Source organism: Streptococcus sp. Marseille-Q7087 (assembly GCF_965111935.1).
On record NZ_CBCOPJ010000001.1, the window covers coordinates 396461 to 411747 of the forward strand.

At 39.9% G+C, this 15287-nt stretch carries 18 protein-coding genes, 2 pseudogenes and 1 riboswitch; of the genes and pseudogenes, 11 read left to right on the forward strand and 9 right to left on the reverse strand.

The window, feature by feature from the left end; all coding sequences use genetic code 11:
• The first annotated feature begins 30 nt into the window (after positions 1-30).
• The 6 genes and pseudogenes from zapA to ACWPVF_RS02105 all read left to right on the forward strand — a co-directional run bounded on the left by zapA (position 31) and on the right by ACWPVF_RS02105 (position 6117).
• Positions 31-333 (forward strand): cell division protein ZapA, encoded by a 303-nt coding sequence (gene zapA / locus ACWPVF_RS02080; protein WP_004252047.1) that lies wholly within the window; start codon positions 31-33, stop codon positions 331-333.
• Positions 330-878, forward strand: a complete 549-nt coding sequence (locus ACWPVF_RS02085) for a CvpA family protein (protein ID WP_454384401.1) — start codon at positions 330-332, stop codon at positions 876-878. Before zapA ends, ACWPVF_RS02085 begins: the two co-directional genes overlap by 4 nt.
• A gap of 108 nt (positions 879-986) precedes the next feature.
• Positions 987-3323: an endonuclease MutS2 gene (locus ACWPVF_RS02090; protein WP_454384403.1), complete on the forward strand. Its 2337-nt coding sequence runs from the start codon at positions 987-989 to the stop codon at positions 3321-3323.
• Positions 3324-3470: 147 nt separating this feature from the next.
• Positions 3471-3559, forward strand: a riboswitch (glycine riboswitch).
• Positions 3560-3650: 91 nt separating this feature from the next.
• Entirely contained in the window at positions 3651-4976 is a 1326-nt protein-coding gene (locus tag ACWPVF_RS02095; protein ID WP_454384405.1) for an alanine/glycine:cation symporter family protein, read from the forward strand.
• Positions 4977-4986: 10 nt separating this feature from the next.
• Positions 4987-5115: pseudogene (locus ACWPVF_RS02100) on the forward strand (carboxymuconolactone decarboxylase family protein); the annotation flags it as partial.
• Positions 5116-5220: 105 nt separating this feature from the next.
• Positions 5221-6117, forward strand: a complete 897-nt coding sequence (locus ACWPVF_RS02105) for a TDT family transporter (RefSeq protein ID WP_454384407.1) — start codon at positions 5221-5223, stop codon at positions 6115-6117.
• A 74-nt stretch (positions 6118-6191) separates the two neighbouring features.
• On the opposite strand, the gene ACWPVF_RS02110 is transcribed toward ACWPVF_RS02105, so the two are convergent.
• The 8 genes and pseudogenes from ACWPVF_RS02110 to ACWPVF_RS02145 form a co-directional block, all read right to left on the reverse strand.
• Positions 6192-6731: a DUF3278 domain-containing protein gene (locus ACWPVF_RS02110; protein ID WP_454384409.1), complete on the reverse strand. Its 540-nt coding sequence runs from the start codon at positions 6729-6731 to the stop codon at positions 6192-6194.
• 12 nt (positions 6732-6743) lie between these two features.
• Positions 6744-7085: a hypothetical protein gene (locus ACWPVF_RS02115; protein ID WP_049508169.1), complete on the reverse strand. Its 342-nt coding sequence runs from the start codon at positions 7083-7085 to the stop codon at positions 6744-6746.
• A 10-nt stretch (positions 7086-7095) separates the two neighbouring features.
• Positions 7096-7638, reverse strand: a complete 543-nt coding sequence (locus ACWPVF_RS02120; RefSeq protein ID WP_454384411.1) for a DUF3278 domain-containing protein — start codon at positions 7636-7638, stop codon at positions 7096-7098.
• A 26-nt stretch (positions 7639-7664) separates the two neighbouring features.
• Positions 7665-7991: a hypothetical protein gene (locus tag ACWPVF_RS02125; RefSeq protein ID WP_045614302.1), complete on the reverse strand. Its 327-nt coding sequence runs from the start codon at positions 7989-7991 to the stop codon at positions 7665-7667.
• A gap of 10 nt (positions 7992-8001) precedes the next feature.
• Positions 8002-8244, reverse strand: coding sequence for a hypothetical protein (locus ACWPVF_RS02130; protein WP_050141372.1), 243 nt, complete (start codon positions 8242-8244; stop codon positions 8002-8004).
• Between the two features lie 10 nt (positions 8245-8254).
• Positions 8255-8796, reverse strand: a pseudogene (locus ACWPVF_RS02135) (DUF3278 domain-containing protein).
• Positions 8797-8810: 14 nt separating this feature from the next.
• Positions 8811-9005 carry a helix-turn-helix transcriptional regulator gene (locus tag ACWPVF_RS02140; protein ID WP_001082478.1) on the reverse strand — a complete coding sequence of 65 codons (195 nt, stop codon included), beginning with the start codon at positions 9003-9005 and terminating at the stop codon, positions 8811-8813.
• A 122-nt stretch (positions 9006-9127) separates the two neighbouring features.
• Positions 9128-9937: an amino acid ABC transporter substrate-binding protein gene (locus ACWPVF_RS02145; RefSeq protein ID WP_414307271.1), complete on the reverse strand. Its 810-nt coding sequence runs from the start codon at positions 9935-9937 to the stop codon at positions 9128-9130.
• A gap of 222 nt (positions 9938-10159) precedes the next feature.
• Here ACWPVF_RS02145 and ACWPVF_RS02150 point away from each other — a divergent pair, with 222 nt between their 5' ends.
• The 5 genes from ACWPVF_RS02150 to brnQ all read left to right on the forward strand — a co-directional run bounded on the left by ACWPVF_RS02150 (position 10160) and on the right by brnQ (position 14585).
• Positions 10160-10765 (forward strand): nitroreductase family protein, encoded by a 606-nt coding sequence (locus ACWPVF_RS02150; protein WP_454384414.1) that lies wholly within the window; start codon positions 10160-10162, stop codon positions 10763-10765.
• A gap of 9 nt (positions 10766-10774) precedes the next feature.
• Positions 10775-12175 carry a dipeptidase PepV gene (pepV, locus tag ACWPVF_RS02155; protein ID WP_454384416.1) on the forward strand — a complete coding sequence of 467 codons (1401 nt, stop codon included), beginning with the start codon at positions 10775-10777 and terminating at the stop codon, positions 12173-12175.
• A 52-nt stretch (positions 12176-12227) separates the two neighbouring features.
• A complete protein-coding gene (locus tag ACWPVF_RS02160) occupies positions 12228-12818 on the forward strand; it encodes a uracil-DNA glycosylase family protein (RefSeq protein WP_454384418.1) in 591 nt (196 codons plus the stop codon).
• Entirely contained in the window at positions 12815-13096 is a 282-nt protein-coding gene (locus ACWPVF_RS02165; protein ID WP_454384420.1) for a rhodanese-like domain-containing protein, read from the forward strand. Before ACWPVF_RS02160 ends, ACWPVF_RS02165 begins: the two co-directional genes overlap by 4 nt.
• 163 nt (positions 13097-13259) lie before the next feature.
• Complete coding sequence (gene brnQ, locus ACWPVF_RS02170) at positions 13260-14585, forward strand: branched-chain amino acid transport system II carrier protein (RefSeq protein WP_454384422.1); 1326 nt, start codon at positions 13260-13262, stop codon at positions 14583-14585.
• A gap of 37 nt (positions 14586-14622) precedes the next feature.
• On the opposite strand, the gene ACWPVF_RS02175 is transcribed toward brnQ, so the two are convergent.
• The gene (locus ACWPVF_RS02175; protein WP_454384424.1) at positions 14623-15159 is read right to left on the reverse strand and encodes a DUF1307 domain-containing protein; all 537 of its coding nucleotides are present in this window, start codon (positions 15157-15159) and stop codon (positions 14623-14625) included.
• Between the last annotated feature and the right edge of the window lie 128 nt (positions 15160-15287).

Sequence of the window (15287 nt, forward strand, 5' to 3'; positions counted from 1 at the left end):
AATTTGGTATAATATCGTGAGGTGAATTTTATGGCAAATTTAAATCGATTCAAGTTTACATTTGGGAAGAAAACATTAACGCTGACAACTGAACATGACAATCTTTTTATGGAGGAGATTGCCAAGGTTGCGACGGAAAAATATGAAGCAATCAAAGAACAAATGCCTGGAGCTGATGATGAGACAGTAGCTATCCTCTTAGCAGTTAACTGCCTATCTACTCAGCTTAGCCGTGAGATTGAGTTTGATGATAAGGAGCAAGAGTTAGAATCGCTCCGTTATAAAGTAGTTGCGGCTAAACAAGAACAGAGCAAGATTGAGGACTCTCTATGATTTCCATCCTACTCTTAATAATCCTTGCTTGGAGCTTTTATATTGGCTATCGCAGAGGAATCGTATTACAAGCTTTTTATCTTGTAGCGACGATTGTTTCCGCTTATTTAGCAAGCAAGTCTTACCAATCTTTAGGTCAGAAGTTCAATTTACTTATCCCTTATTCTAGTCCTCAAGAAGGACAGGGAACCTTCTTTTTCCCATCCGATCAACTTTTCCAATTGGATAAGGTCTTTTATGCAGGTATCGGTTTCCTCTTGGTCTTTACAGCCTTTTACTGCATCGGTCGCTTTATTGGTCTTTTTGTAAACCTAGTGCCAACTAATATACTTGATGGAAAATACTACCGTATCGGTGCGGGTGTTCTATCTGTCGGAGTGACCTTATTTGTCCTTCAGATGATGCTAACCATCCTCGCGACTGTTCCATTACAAATTGTTCAAAATTCACTTGAAAATAGCTTTGTAGCTAGACATATCATCCAAAGCATTCCATTCACAACCAGTTTGATTAAGCAGCTTTGGATTACTAAAATAATCGGATAAAAAGGGCGGGAACTATTCCTAGCCTTTTGTTTACAATTTCAAAAGTAAGAGATTGATTAAAAAAAGTTAAAAACAAGAAAAGCCGTAACTTTTGACTAAGGAAATAAGATGAATACAAAAATACTAGAAACGTTAGAATTTAACAAGGTCAAAGCTCTATTTGAGCCTCATCTTTTGACGGAGCAGGGACTAGAGCAGTTAAAAGAACTTACTCCAACGGATAAAGGTGACAAGATAAAACAAGCTTTTGCAGAGATGAAGGAGATGCAGGAGCTTTTTGTCGAACATCCTCATTTCAGCATTTCGGTGACAAAAGATATTGCAGCGACCTGCAAACGTTTGGAGATGGGTGCTGACCTTAATATTGAAGAATTTCTCCTTCTCAAACGTGTTATATTTTCCAGTCGTGAATTGAAAAACTTCTATGACAATCTTGAAAATGTACGCTTGGATCACTTAGCAAATTGGTTTGAGAAATTTCATGATTTCCCACATCTACAGGGCAATCTCCAAGCCATCAACGAGGCTGGATTTATTGAGAATTTTGCAAGTGAAGAACTAGCACGAATCCGCCGTAAAATCCATGACAGTGAGAGCCAGGTTCGTGATGTCTTGCAAGACCTTCTCAAGCAGAAGGCGCAGATGTTGACAGAAGGGATTGTCGCTAGTAGAAATGGTCGCCAAGTTCTTCCAGTTAAAAATACCTATCGGAATAAGATTGCTGGGGTCGTTCACGATATTTCTGCCAGTGGGAACACAGTTTATATTGAACCTCGTGAAGTAGTTAAGTTAAGTGAGGAAATAGCTAGTCTTCGTGCAGATGAACGCTATGAGATGATGCGTATCCTCCAAGAACTCTCTGAACGAGTAAGACCGCATGCGGCTGAAATTGCCAATGATGCCTGGATTATTGGACGTTTGGATTTGATTCGCGCTAAGGTACGCTTTATCCAAGAAACTGGAGCAGTGGTACCTCAAGTCTCTGAGGAACAGGAAATCCAACTCCTCCATGTTCGCCATCCTTTGGTTAAGAATGCTGTCGCAAATGATGTGCACTTTGGGAAGGATTTGACAGCTATCGTCATCACTGGTCCTAATACTGGTGGTAAGACCATTATGCTCAAGACCTTAGGATTGACGCAAGTCATGGCCCAGTCTGGTTTGCCTATCCTAGCTGATAAAGGCAGTCGTGTAGGGATTTTTGAAGAAATTTTTGCAGATATCGGAGATGAACAGTCCATTGAGCAAAGCCTCTCAACTTTCTCTAGTCACATGACCAATATCGTTGATATTCTTGGTAAGGTCAACCAAAACTCCCTCTTGCTACTAGATGAGCTTGGAGCAGGTACGGATCCCCAAGAAGGGGCTGCTCTTGCCATGTCAATCCTAGAAGATTTACGCTTGCGTCAGGTCAAGACCATGGCAACCACTCACTATCCTGAACTTAAAGCCTATGGTATTGAAACGACCTATGTTCAAAATGCCAGTATGGAATTTGATACAGCTAGCTTGCGCCCAACCTATCGCTTTATGCAAGGCGTACCAGGTCGAAGCAATGCCTTTGAGATTGCCAAACGTCTAGGCTTGTCGGATGTCATTGTAGGTGACGCTAGTAAGCAAATTGACCAAGACAATGATGTCAATCGCATCATTGAGCAATTAGAAGAGCAGACACTTGAAAGCCACAAACGTCTTGAAAATATCCGCCAAGTTGAACAAGAAAACCTCAAGATGAATCGCGCACTTAAAAAACTTTACAATGAGCTTAATCGTGAGAAGGAAACAGAACTCAATAAGGCGCGTGAGCAAGCTGCTGAGATTGTTGAATTGGCTCTGGCAGAAAGTGATGTTATTCTAAAAAATCTTCATAGCAAATCTCAACTAAAACCACATGAGATTATCGAAGCCAAGGCTAAGCTCAAAAAATTAGCTCCTGAAAAAGTTGACCTTTCTAAAAATAAGGTCCTACAAAAAGCCAAGAAAAAACGAGCTCCAAAAGTTGGAGATGATATTATCGTTTTAAGCTATGGTCAACGTGGTACCTTGACCAATCAACTCAAGGATGGACGTTGGGAAGCACAGGTTGGCTTGATTAAGATGACACTTGAGGAAAAAGAGTTTGACTTGGTTCAAGCTCAGCAAGAAGCACCAGTCAAGAAAAAACAAGTCAACGTCGTCAAACGTGCAGCAGGCAAAGGCCCACAGGCTCGACTAGATCTTCGTGGTAAACGCTACGAGGAAGCTATGGAAGCCTTGGATGCCTTTATCGACCAAGCACTGCTCAACAATATGGCGCAAGTGGATATCATCCATGGTATCGGTACAGGAGTTATTCGTGAAGGTGTGACCAAGTACCTCCAAAGAAACAAGCAGGTCAAGAGCTTTGGCTATGCACCACAAAATGCAGGTGGAAGTGGAGCAACCATCGTAACCTTTAAAGGTTAGAATATGATTTTCAGAAAATTATAATAAAATTTTCTGAAATCAATTGACAAGGACAGTTTTTTCTTGTAAAATAAGTAAAAATTAAATACGACACCGAATGAAGTTTAATAGAAGTGGAAAGTCCTTTGACCTTCCATGACTGTAAATGGACGGAACTCTGGAGAGACCGTAAAGGCACCGAAGGGGCAAGGCAGGCAACTGCTCAAACTCTCAGGTAAAAGGACAGAGCAATGATAGAGCGCTTTTTGGCATTTATCGATGCATTCCAGAGTACATGTTAGTAAACATGTGCTCTTTCTTTTGGGGTTGAATAGATAGGAGAATGGTATGTTAAGTTTGCTAAAAGAGCTAGATGCTCTAGTATGGGGACCACCCCTTTTGATCTTATTGGTTGGTACAGGGATTTACTTAACTCTTCGTTTAGGACTCTTACAGATCCTGCGTCTCCCTAAGGCATTTCAACTTATTTTTACCAAGGATAAGGGACATGGGGATGTATCGAGTTTTGCAGCCTTATGTACTGCTTTGGCAGCAACTGTTGGTACAGGAAATATTATCGGGGTTGCAACGGCTATCAAGGTTGGTGGACCAGGTGCTCTTTTTTGGATGTGGGTGGCTGCTTTCTTTGGAATGGCAACTAAGTATGCAGAAGGACTACTTGCTATCAAATATCGAACCAAGGATAATCATGGTGCGGTAGCAGGAGGGCCGATGCATTATATTCTTCTAGGGATGGGCGAAAAATGGCGCCCTCTTGCAATCTTCTTTGCTGTAGCTGGAGTACTAGTTGCACTTTTAGGGATTGGTACTTTTACCCAGGTGAATTCCATTACAGAATCCGTGCAAAATACGGCTAGTATTGATCCGACAATTACTGCACTTGTTTTATCTATTTTTGTAGGGATTGCAGTCTTTGGTGGACTTAAGTCTATTTCTAAGGTGTCAACTACAGTTGTTCCCTTTATGGCTATTGTCTACATCTTGGGAACCTTGACAGTCATTTTCTTTAATATCGATAAAGTACCGGCAACACTTTCACTGGTTCTCACATCAGCTTTTAGTCCCATAGCTGCAGTGGGAGGATTTGCAGGAGCGAGTGTTCGGATGGCTATTCAAAATGGTGTGGCGCGTGGTGTCTTCTCAAACGAGTCTGGATTGGGTTCAGCTCCCATTGCGGCTGCGGCAGCTAAGACCAATGAACCGGTGGAGCAAGGTTTGATTTCCATGACAGGAACCTTTATTGATACCTTGATTATCTGTACCCTGACTGGTTTGACAATCTTGGTGACTGGGGTTTGGAATGGTAATTTAGACGGGGTTGCCCTTACTCAGTCCGCTTTCTCAACAGTCTTTTCATATTTTGGTCCAGCTCTTTTAACAATTTTCTTGGTACTTTTTGCCTTTACAACGATTTTGGGCTGGAATTATTATGGAGAGCGTTGCTTTGAGTTTCTATTTGGTGTTCGCTTTATCTGGCTTTATCGAGTGGTCTTTGTTGCCATGGTCTTACTAGGAGGATTCATCGAGTTGGATATGGTCTGGGTCATTGCGGATATCGTCAATGCCCTCATGGCTCTACCAAACTTGATTGCTATCTTGGCCTTATCACCAGTCGTTATCGCTGAGACCAAGAAGTATTTTGCTAGATCATAAAACCTTAATTCTTTTAGTTGCTTACACGCAAGAAAATGCCTTAGATGTCGTTCTTGGTGTCAGTTTGGCGACACTCTGCAACTATGCTAATAACTTAGCTAATACGCCAATTAATCCAGAGTTGCAACCCTATGCCTAAATTATAAAAAAAGAATGGAGTCTGACAGGTTCAGGCTCCATTTTTGAATGCTTTTTTAATGGTTTTTATGATATACTAATAATAACATTATTATTGGAGATTCACATGAAAAAACTTCCCTTAGCTTTTTCAGGTTGTTTATTGGGCTTAGCTGGTGCAGGCAATCTCATCTTGGATACCATCCCATTTCTTTCTCATTTACTTAGTTTATCAGGCTTGATTCTATGGTTTTATTTTTTAGTAAGTCACCTTAGTGATTGGCAAAAAAGCAAGCAAGAACTGAAGAAAGCACCCGTTTTGTCAGGAATGGCGACCTTTCCCATGGCAGGGATGATTTTATCGACTTATTTGTTGCTCGTGTTTCCTATGAGCTTGAGTATTATTGCACAAGTTCTCTGGTGGTTTGCCTTTCTACTGGATGTCGGTTTAATTATCTACTTTACTATCAATTACGTTCAGGCTAAACCAAGGGCTAGTGCTACACCGACCTGGACTGTTCTTTATGTAGGAATAGCAGTAGCAAGCTTGACTTACCCAGTAGTGGGGATAATTGGGATTGCCTATGGAGCTTGGATTTTTGGTTTTATCTTAACCCTTATCCTTTATCCTCTCATTTATCAAGATTTGAAAAGAAATCCATTACCACTAGCTTTACTAGGGCAAGAAGGGATCTATTGTGCTCCATTTTCTCTCCTTTTAGCAGCACTAGTTCGGATAGGAGGTCCAGACCTTCCTAGCTGGATTTTGCTGGTCATGGTCCTTGCATCACAGACTTTCTTTTTCTTTGTCCTTAGTCGCTTGCCAAGAATTTTAAAACAGGGCTTCCAACCAGCCTTTTCAGCCCTAACTTTCCCAACCATTATCACAGCAACTTCACTGAAAATGGCCCAGGGTATCTTAGAGTTTCAAGCTCTTAACCTCCTCGTTTGGTTAGAAACTATCATTTGTTTAACAATCCTTGTCTACGTATTAGTCGAATATGTGAGATATTTAAGAAACTAAAATAACCCCTAGCACTGAGAAGTGCTAGGGGGTCTTTTATCTTGAACGTGTAAATCAATTAGTTCAGCTTTCTCCTACTGTTCTTCATGTTCGGATAAAAAACAATAAGTCATAGTCCCAAAGATGGCTCCAATACTAAGACCAAAGATCAGTAAGGGGATCATTATCTCTGTTTGAATGATTTTTTCCAAGAATGTTGAAAAGGGTATCTGCTGAACGAAGAGTTTATGAAAGAGAAGCAGGGTAAATAAGCCAATCTCAATACTTATAAATACCAACCAACTACGAACTTTTACTTGGTGTTTGCTATAAGTTTTGTAGATGATTTCTGATTTATCATCCTTTTCAAGATGAAGCTCTTTGACGGCTCTTTGAGTTTTTATACTCATGAACCAAATGAGTCCAAAATAGATGTAGGGCATAACCGATCGAACAATTTCTATAAAGCGTCCAAACAGAATATAGAACAGGAAGAGAAAGAAGGAAGAGTAAAAGATTAGGACCATGGAACGGGCGCAAGCCTTGTAGATAATCTCTTGTCGGCATTCATCAAAGGGTCCTTGGATATGAAAGAAATTTCGAACTAAGCGAGTGGTTAAGTCTTCTTTTTTCATGGTAGTGACCTCTTAATAACCTTGTTTTTGATTAGCTTCTTTAAAGAGTTGATAGAGAGTATAGAAGTAGACTAGACTAAAAACGATACAGATGGTTAGAAATAGTAGATATCTCCAATCCATAGAATTCGTTAACAGTTGTGGGAAAGATACGAGGATAAAGCAGAGAGATGCGTTTAAGAGGCGTATTTTTTTTGATGTGATTTTCTGAAATCTTTGTCCTTTGTTCAAGACAGGGAGGGCTAAGAGGAAGATGATTAGAAAAGGACGTGTAATTTGGCCATAAACTAGGAAAACTGTCATAAAGATACTGATCAAAATATGGCTGAGAATTAAAGTTTGTAGTGATTTCATAAGTTTCCTCCTAATCGTTGTCTTGATCTTCTCTTGCTTTTTGAATACGAAGAGTGATGACAATATGTACTGTTAATCCGAAAAAGAAGGCTGCAACGATGGTTGACAAGATACTTCTTGTATTCAAGAGATCGGTAAGATAGCTTTTGCTATCATCCATTAGGATATTGAGAAGTGGCATCCCAAAGAACATGGCTATTCCATAGACCAGACCAGCTTTAAGTCCAGGATTACGTAACTGTTTCTTTTCCTTCTGGCTCAACATATCAGGATCGATAGCAGCAATACCAGTTTTTTTAGTTTGAGTAGTGACATAAAAAGCACAAACCAAGGAAACCAGAAAAATAATGATTGGATATCCGAAAGCGACCATTTGGGGATATTTATAAGCAAGAACAAAGGGAATGAGATTTCCTAAAGTCATGAGGTAAAAGAGAATCATAAAGACTTTATTCCCAATGTGGTCAGCCTCACGTCGTTTGTGTTCATCAAGTGGCCCTGAAATGCCATAGATACGTTTGATTAGTTTTTCATAGAGGGGTTCTTTTTTCATGGGTGATTTCTCCTAAATGAACGATGTTATTTTGTTTCTTTTACGAATTGATAGAGATAATAAAGATAAGTAATAGAAGAAAGGATAGCGATAGTTAGCAATAAATAAAATTTCCAATCGTTTGAAATAACCGTCAGTTGTGGTAAGGATAGAATCATAAAGAATAGTGCTAAGTTGAGTATGCGCGTTTTTTGAGAGTCGATCTTTAGGTAAGTCAATCCTTTGTTGAGTGCTGGAACAAAGACTGGAAGGAGGACTATATCGTAGATTGGCAAGTTCCCTGAAACGATGATGAAGATGAGCAGTGAAGCAAACAAAAGATGATAGGTAAGTAAAGTTACTAGTGATTTCATAGGGCACCTCCTAATTCTGGTCTTTTTTAGCTCTTGCAATACGAAGTGAGTCGACAATATGTATCATCACTCCGAAAAAGAAAGCTCCCAGTATAGTTTTAAAAATATGTTTTGTATTTAGAAGAGAACTGATAAAATTTGGATTTTCACTTGTTAGGGTATCAATGAGTGGAATTATAAAAAATATCACTGTTCCATAAATCGAACCTGCTTTCAGACCAGGATAACGTAACTGCTTCTTTTCTTTTTTCATGAGTTTCCTCCTAATCATTATCCTGATCTTCCTTGGCTTTTGCAATGCGACGGGAGATGAAAATCTGTATGACCACTCCAAAGAAGACAGACTGGAGGATACTTGAAAAAATATTTTTAAAAGCGAGAAGAGACTGAAGATAGTCCTGACTCTCACCTAGCAGTATAAGGAGAAGAGGGGTTGAAAAAAACTCATTAATCCATAGACTATCCCCGCTTTCAGACCAGGATAGTGTAGTTGCTTACTTTCTTTCTCAGTCAGCATATCTGGTTCAATAGTTGTAATCCCTGTTTTTTGCATTTGGTAGGTGACATAGCCAGCAGCGATGAGGGCAATCACTAAAATCAGAGGAGGATAGACTAGAGCCACTAGTTGAGGAAATTGATAGGCCAGAACAAGCGGAATAAGATTGCCGAAAATCATCAGATAAAAGAGAATCATAAAGACTTTATTTCCGAGGCGGTCAGCTTCGCGCCGTTTGTATTCGTCCAGTGGATCAGAAATACCGTAAGTGCGTTTGATGAGCTTTTCAGTGAAGGTTTCTTTTTTCATTTTTCTTCTCCTTTTTAAAAATCGTCCTCCCAAAAGAGACTGTTGAGGTCAGTTTGGAGGCTTCGAGCGAGATTGAGACAAAGTTCCAGGGTAGGATTATACTTGTCGTTTTCAATCATGTTAATGGTTTGTCTCGAGACACCGATATCCTTGGCGAGCTCAAGCTGGGACATGCCCAGTTCCTTGCGGAATTCTTTCACACGATTCATGCTTCCTCCTTTTAAGATTGTGTCACATATATTTGACTATAGTATATTCTTTTAAAAATAAAATGTCAACTATTTTTGACATATTTTTGTAAAATAAAAAAAGATTGGTCTAGCCAATCTTTTTATTTTAATTCTGACGCATCTGGTAGGTAAGAACCACCGAGATAGGTCTTGCTGAGTTTTTCAAGGGTTCCATCTTGGTAGAGTTCTTTAAGAACCTTGTCAAACTGTTCTTTAAATTCTTTTTGGTCACTTGAGAAGATAATGTAGTTGTTTGGATTGTCGTTGCTTTCCAAGTCGACTACGTTCAAGTCTAAACCTCGGTCTTGGATAATCTTTTGAACAGAGATTTTATCAAAGATAAGGAAATCAAATTCACCGTTAGCAAGGTCAGTCAGACGTTTAGCGACATCTTCACCAGAGTATTGGATGGTTGCTGGATTGTCGGAGTGGCTTTGGTTCCAGTCTGTAACGACTTTGGCAGTAGAAGTTCCTGTATCATCCTGAGTTGTTTTACCAGCGATATCTTGCAGAGAGGTAAGAACCTTGTCTTTTCTGCTTACAAGAACTAAAGGATTTTTAGCGATAGGTAGTGAGTAGAGGTATTTATCTGCTCTCTCTTTGGTATAGCTCAAGTTGTTGGCAGCAGCTTGGTAACGGCTAGCATCCACTCCAGGGAATATACTTTCCCAAGCTGTTTTTTGAAATTCAATCTTGTATTGGTCCAGTTTTTCATCGACCGCTTTTAAAACTTCAACATCATATCCAGTTAGGTTTCCATCTTTTTCAAAATCAAAAGGTGGGATGTCCCCGGCAGTTGCTACGACAATGGTTGTAGGACTAGCAGTGGAAGTAGAAGTACTTTCTTGTTTAGATTGTCCACAGGCAACCAACAAGGGACTAATGGCTAATAATAAGAATAATTTTTTCATAAGAGTCTCCTTTACTTAATGGTATCTAGCTTACCAGACAATCAGTCAGATATCCAATATATATTTTTTATGGAAGTGATAGAGAAATATTATAATTTCCAGTTTTGTAGTAAACAACTCAAGTAAGAAAAAAGATAATTTGTTTCACTAATGAAAAAACTCTGCAAGCTCTTTCAGAATGTGGTAAAATGGAAGCAATAGAAATAGAAAAGGAAATCAATTATGAAATTTCTTGAGTTAAATAAAAAACGTCATGCGACCAAGCATTTTATTGATAAACCTGTCGATCCTAAGGATGTTCGTACAGCTATCGAAATCGCAACCTTGGCACCAAGCGCTCACAACAGTCAACCTTGGAAATTTGTCGTGGTTCGTGAGAGAAATGCTGAACTTGCAAAATTGGCTTACGGTTCAAACTATGAGCAAGTAGCATCTGCACCTGTAACCATTGCCTTGTTTACAGATACAGACTTAGCCAAACGTGCCCGCAAGATTGCCCGTGTTGGTGGAGCAAATAACTTCTCAGAAGAACAGCTTCAGTACTTTATGAAAAATCTTCCAGCTGAGTTTGCGCGCTACAATGAACAACAAGTCAGTGACTACTTAGCTCTTAATGCAGGATTAGTTGCGATGAACTTGGTTCTTGCCCTGACTGACCAGGGAATCGGTTCAAACATTATCCTTGGTTTTGACAAATCAAAAGCTAATGAAGTCTTGGAAATCGAAGAACGCTTCCGTCCTGAGCTTTTGATTACAGTAGGATACACAGATGAGAAATTAGAACCAAGCTACCGCTTGCCAGTAGATGAAATTATCGAGAAAAGATAGGAAGTAAAAATGACAGTTATTGATTTTACAGCAGAAGTAGAAAAACGCAAAGAAGACCTCTTGGCTGACTTATTTAGCCTTTTGGAAATCAACTCAGAACGTGATGACAGTAAGGCAGATGCGGAGCACCCATTTGGACCTGGTCCGGTAAAAGCTTTGGAGAAATTCCTTGAAATTGCAGACCGTGATGGATACCCAACAAAAAATGTTGATAACTATGCAGGTCATTTCGAGTTTGGTCAAGGAGAAGAAGTTCTCGGAATTTTTGCCCACATGGACGTAGTGCCAGCAGGTAGTGGTTGGGACACGGACCCTTACACTCCAACTATCAAAGATGGTCGCCTTTATGCGCGTGGTGCTTCTGACGATAAGGGGCCAACTACAGCATGTTACTACGGTTTGAAAATTATCAAAGAATTGGGACTTCCAACTTCTAAGAGAGTTCGCTTCATCGTGGGAACTGATGAAGAATCAGGTTGGGCAGATATGGACTACTACTTTGAGCATGTAGGACTTGCAAAACCAGACTTTGGTTTCTCTCCAGATGCTGAATTCCCTATCATCAATGGTGAAAAAGGAAACATCACAGAATACCTCCACTTTGCTGGTGAAAATACTGGTGCAGCACGTCTTCACAGCTTCACAGGTGGCTTGCGCGAAAACATGGTACCTGAATCAGCAACTGCAGTCGTTTCAGGTGACTTAGCTGACTTGCAAGGGAAACTAGACGCCTTCGTTGCAGAGCACAAACTCAGAGGAGAAATCCAAGAAGAAAACGGTCAGTACAAGGTGACTGTAATTGGTAAATCAGCTCATGGTGCTATGCCTGCTTCAGGTGTCAATGGTGCGACTTACCTTGCCCTCTTCCTTAGCCAATTTGCTTTTGAAGGACCTGCAAAAGACTACCTCGATATTGCTGGTAAGATTCTCTTGAATGACCACGAAGGCAAGAATTTGAAGGTTGCTCATGTGGATGAAAAAATGGGTGCCCTTTCTATGAATGCGGGTGTCTTCCGCTTTGATGAAACAAGTGCTGACAATACTATTGCCCTCAACTTCCGTTATCCAAAAGGAACAAGCCCAGAGCAAATCAAGTCAGTTCTTGAAAGCTTGCCAGTTTCTTCAGTCAGCCTTTCTGAACATGGCCACACTCCTCACTATGTGCCAATGGAAGATCCACTCGTTCAAACCTTGTTGAATGTTTACGAAAAACAAACAGGTCTTCAAGGTCACGAACAAGTCATCGGTGGAGGAACTTTTGGACGTCTATTAGAGCGTGGTGTAGCCTACGGTGCTATGTTCCCAGATTCTATTGATACTATGCACCAGGCCAATGAATTTATCGCCTTGGACGATCTTTTCCGTGCAGCAGCCATTTATGCTGAAGCTATTTATGAATTGATCAAATAATGATCTAGAAGTCTGAGATTTTATGCTTGGACTTCTTTTTGGAGGGGAACAGATGTCTCAAATCGAAAAAATCAAGCAAGTCATCATGGCGGATCCACAGAATGCCAGCTATACTGAGCAAGGCATCGAGCCACTATTTGCAGCACCAAAAACAGCTCGTATCAATATCATTGGCCAGGCGCCTGGACTCAAAACTCAAGAAGCAGGACTGTACTGGAAAGATAAAAGTGGCGACCGTTTGCGAGAGTGGCTAGGTGTGGATGAAGATACGTTTTATAATTCAGGTTACTTTGCAGTCATGCCCATGGACTTCTATTTTCCAGGACATGGGAAATCTGGTGACCTACCACCTCGTCCAGGTTTTGCAGAAAAATGGCATCCAGAGATCTTGAAGGAATTGCCAGATATTCAATTAACGCTCTTGATTGGACAGTATGCCCAAGCCTACTATCTGCATGAAAAGGTCAGTGGCAAGGTGACGGACCGCGTACATCGGTTCAAGGATTATTTGCCTGATTATTTCCCTCTGGTACACCCATCACCACGTAATCAAATTTGGATGAAAAAAAATCCTTGGTTTGAGGAAGAAGTGGTTCCAGATTTGAAAAAAAGAATTAAAACAATTTTAGGAGAAAAAGAATGAAAGAAATTTCCTTCGATGAATTTTACCAGCTTTATCAAAATGAGCAACTTTCTCTAGTGGACGTGAGAGAAGTAGAGGAATTTGAAGCTCTTCATTTAGAAGGTGCTCGTAATTTCCCTCTCAGCCAACTAGCGGATACTTATAAACAACTGGAAAAAAACCAGCTTTACTACGTGATTTGTAAGTCAGGAATGCGTTCAGCACGCGCCTGCCAATTTCTTGCAGGGCAGGGCTACGAAGTTATCAATGTCCAAGGTGGCATGGATGCTTTAGAATAAGAGAAACTCCCTTTGAGACTGAAAATAGAAAAGGTCTCGAAGGGAATTTTTTTGCATTAAAATTCGGAAAATTGAAAACATTTTAGAATTATTTCGAGATAGCCTTTTCATGCCTTTAAACATGTTATACTAAGAAAGTATTTTAATTTTATAAGGAGAGTTTATGGCTAAAAAAGGTGCTTTAACAGGATTACTTCTGTTTGGAATATTTTTTGGAGCAGGTAACTTGATTTTCCCTCCAACTCTAGGCGCACAGTCTGGAGAAAATTTCCTTCCTGCCATTGCAGGATTTGTATTTTCAGGTGTTGGGATTGCCGTCCTAACCTTGATTATCGGGACCCTTAATCCTAAGGGTTATATCTATGAGATTTCTAAGAAAATTTCTCCATGGTTTGCGACGATTTATCTTGCAGCTTTGTACTTGTCGATTGGTCCATTCTTTGCCATTCCACGTACAGCAACAACATCGTTTGAGGTCGGTATTAGTCCCCTACTAGCCGAAGCAGATAAGGGTTTAGGTTTGATTGTCTTTACCATTCTCTACTTTGTTGCAGCCTATTTAATCGCCCTTAATCCTTCAAAGATTTTGGATCGTATTGGACGAATCTTGACTCCAGTATTTGCAATTTTGATTGTTGTTTTGGTTATCCTTGGGGCCTTTAAATATGGTGGGAACGCACCGCAAGCAGCATCAGGTGCCTATCAAACTTCGGCCTTTGGTGCAGGTTTCTTAGAAGGATACAATACACTTGATGCGCTTGCATCCGTTGCCTTTAGTGTTATCGCTGTTCAAACCTTGAAACAGCTTGGATTTTCAAGTAAGAAAGAATACATTTCAACTATTTGGGTCGTTGGAATCGTTGTAGCTTTAGGATTTAGTGCTTTATACATTGGCCTAGGTTTCCTTGGAAATCATTTCCCAGTACCAGCTGAAGTGATGAGCGAAGGAACTCCAGGAGTTTATATCTTGTCACAAGCAACACAAGAAATATTTGGTTCGATAGCGCAATTTTTCCTTGCAGTCATGGTAACTGTGACTTGTTTCACAACAACTGTAGGCTTGATTGTATCAACAGCTGAATTCTTTAATGACCGCTTCCCACAAATCAGTTATAAAGTTTATGCAACTATCTTTACCTTGATTGGTTTTGCTATCGCAAATCTTGGTTTGAGTGCCATTATCAAGTATTCAGTACCAGTGCTAGTTGTCTTGTATCCAATCACGATTGCGATTGTCATGATTGTGATTGTTAACAAATTTATCGCCCTATCTAAACCAGGTATGCAGTTGACTGTTGGACTTGTCACAGCCATTGCTATTGCCAGTGTTTTAGGATCTACATTTAAGATTGACTTTCTTGCAAATATCATTAACGCACTACCATTCGCAGATGCCTCTCTACCATGGTTGGTACCATCTATTATTGGAATTCTACTTTCTCTTGTTCTTCCAAATAAACAAGAAAGTGAAGCGTTCGAAATGGAATAAAAAAACCTTGGCATAAGCCAAGGTTTTTTTATTCCTCTTAGTTCGTTTTTTCTTTATAACCAAGGTCTGTTAACATTTTCTTAGAGGCTTTAAAGCTAACGTTTTTCCCAACACCTGAGTATTCTTCTGGTAAAGCTTTTCTAAGCTCATCTAGGCTTGCAACTGAAAGGTCAATCTCAAGATCTTGTACGACTTTACCATCTTTAATCTCGACAGATAAAGTTACCCCTTTGAGGCCCTTATATCCTTTGTAGGTTTCTTCGACTAAATTTTTTAAATCATCTGCAGTATTGTTTAGGACTTCGGGGTCAGCGACATTGTGAGCAGTTTGTTTCACAACGTTATCACCGTCAACTGTATAGGTCAATGTTGACTGGACACCAGGCTGAGAATCGTTCACAAAGGTAGCAGTTTTTAATTCTGATTTCTTTTCAGTTGTTTCAGCCTCAGTAGTTTTTACCTCAGTTGACTCTACTTTTGAAGAGTTAGAAGTTGTTGATGACTGTTTTGAACATCCCAACAAGAATGCCAACGGGAGAGCTAAGAGAAGCGCCATTTTGAAAAATTTATTCATATTTTTTCCTTTCTTCCTAAGAACTACTTTTATTATACCATAAAATACTTTTGTATTCAAATTATCCTAGTTTTCTATTTTCACACATACTAAGATGTAAAAAATGATATAATGGTAGCAAGAGGTGA

What these genes read in the sequence shown, in the direction of transcription:
- zapA (WP_004252047.1), top strand. Translation starts at nt 31, where the DNA reads ATGGCAAATTTAAATCGATTCAAGTTTACATTTGGGAAGAAAACATTA.
- ACWPVF_RS02085 (WP_454384401.1), top strand. Translation starts at nt 330, where the DNA reads ATGATTTCCATCCTACTCTTAATAATCCTTGCTTGGAGCTTTTATATT.
- ACWPVF_RS02090 (WP_454384403.1), top strand. Translation starts at nt 987, where the DNA reads ATGAATACAAAAATACTAGAAACGTTAGAATTTAACAAGGTCAAAGCT.
- ACWPVF_RS02095 (WP_454384405.1), top strand. Translation starts at nt 3,651, where the DNA reads ATGTTAAGTTTGCTAAAAGAGCTAGATGCTCTAGTATGGGGACCACCC.
- ACWPVF_RS02105 (WP_454384407.1), top strand. Translation starts at nt 5,221, where the DNA reads ATGAAAAAACTTCCCTTAGCTTTTTCAGGTTGTTTATTGGGCTTAGCT.
- ACWPVF_RS02110 (WP_454384409.1), bottom strand. Translation starts at nt 6,731, where the DNA reads ATGAAAAAAGAAGACTTAACCACTCGCTTAGTTCGAAATTTCTTTCAT.
- ACWPVF_RS02115 (WP_049508169.1), bottom strand. Translation starts at nt 7,085, where the DNA reads ATGAAATCACTACAAACTTTAATTCTCAGCCATATTTTGATCAGTATC.
- ACWPVF_RS02120 (WP_454384411.1), bottom strand. Translation starts at nt 7,638, where the DNA reads ATGAAAAAAGAACCCCTCTATGAAAAACTAATCAAACGTATCTATGGC.
- ACWPVF_RS02125 (WP_045614302.1), bottom strand. Translation starts at nt 7,991, where the DNA reads ATGAAATCACTAGTAACTTTACTTACCTATCATCTTTTGTTTGCTTCA.
- ACWPVF_RS02130 (WP_050141372.1), bottom strand. Translation starts at nt 8,244, where the DNA reads ATGAAAAAAGAAAAGAAGCAGTTACGTTATCCTGGTCTGAAAGCAGGT.
- ACWPVF_RS02140 (WP_001082478.1), bottom strand. Translation starts at nt 9,005, where the DNA reads ATGAATCGTGTGAAAGAATTCCGCAAGGAACTGGGCATGTCCCAGCTT.
- ACWPVF_RS02145 (WP_414307271.1), bottom strand. Translation starts at nt 9,937, where the DNA reads ATGAAAAAATTATTCTTATTATTAGCCATTAGTCCCTTGTTGGTTGCC.
- ACWPVF_RS02150 (WP_454384414.1), top strand. Translation starts at nt 10,160, where the DNA reads ATGAAATTTCTTGAGTTAAATAAAAAACGTCATGCGACCAAGCATTTT.
- pepV (WP_454384416.1), top strand. Translation starts at nt 10,775, where the DNA reads ATGACAGTTATTGATTTTACAGCAGAAGTAGAAAAACGCAAAGAAGAC.
- ACWPVF_RS02160 (WP_454384418.1), top strand. Translation starts at nt 12,228, where the DNA reads ATGTCTCAAATCGAAAAAATCAAGCAAGTCATCATGGCGGATCCACAG.
- ACWPVF_RS02165 (WP_454384420.1), top strand. Translation starts at nt 12,815, where the DNA reads ATGAAAGAAATTTCCTTCGATGAATTTTACCAGCTTTATCAAAATGAG.
- brnQ (WP_454384422.1), top strand. Translation starts at nt 13,260, where the DNA reads ATGGCTAAAAAAGGTGCTTTAACAGGATTACTTCTGTTTGGAATATTT.
- ACWPVF_RS02175 (WP_454384424.1), bottom strand. Translation starts at nt 15,159, where the DNA reads ATGAATAAATTTTTCAAAATGGCGCTTCTCTTAGCTCTCCCGTTGGCA.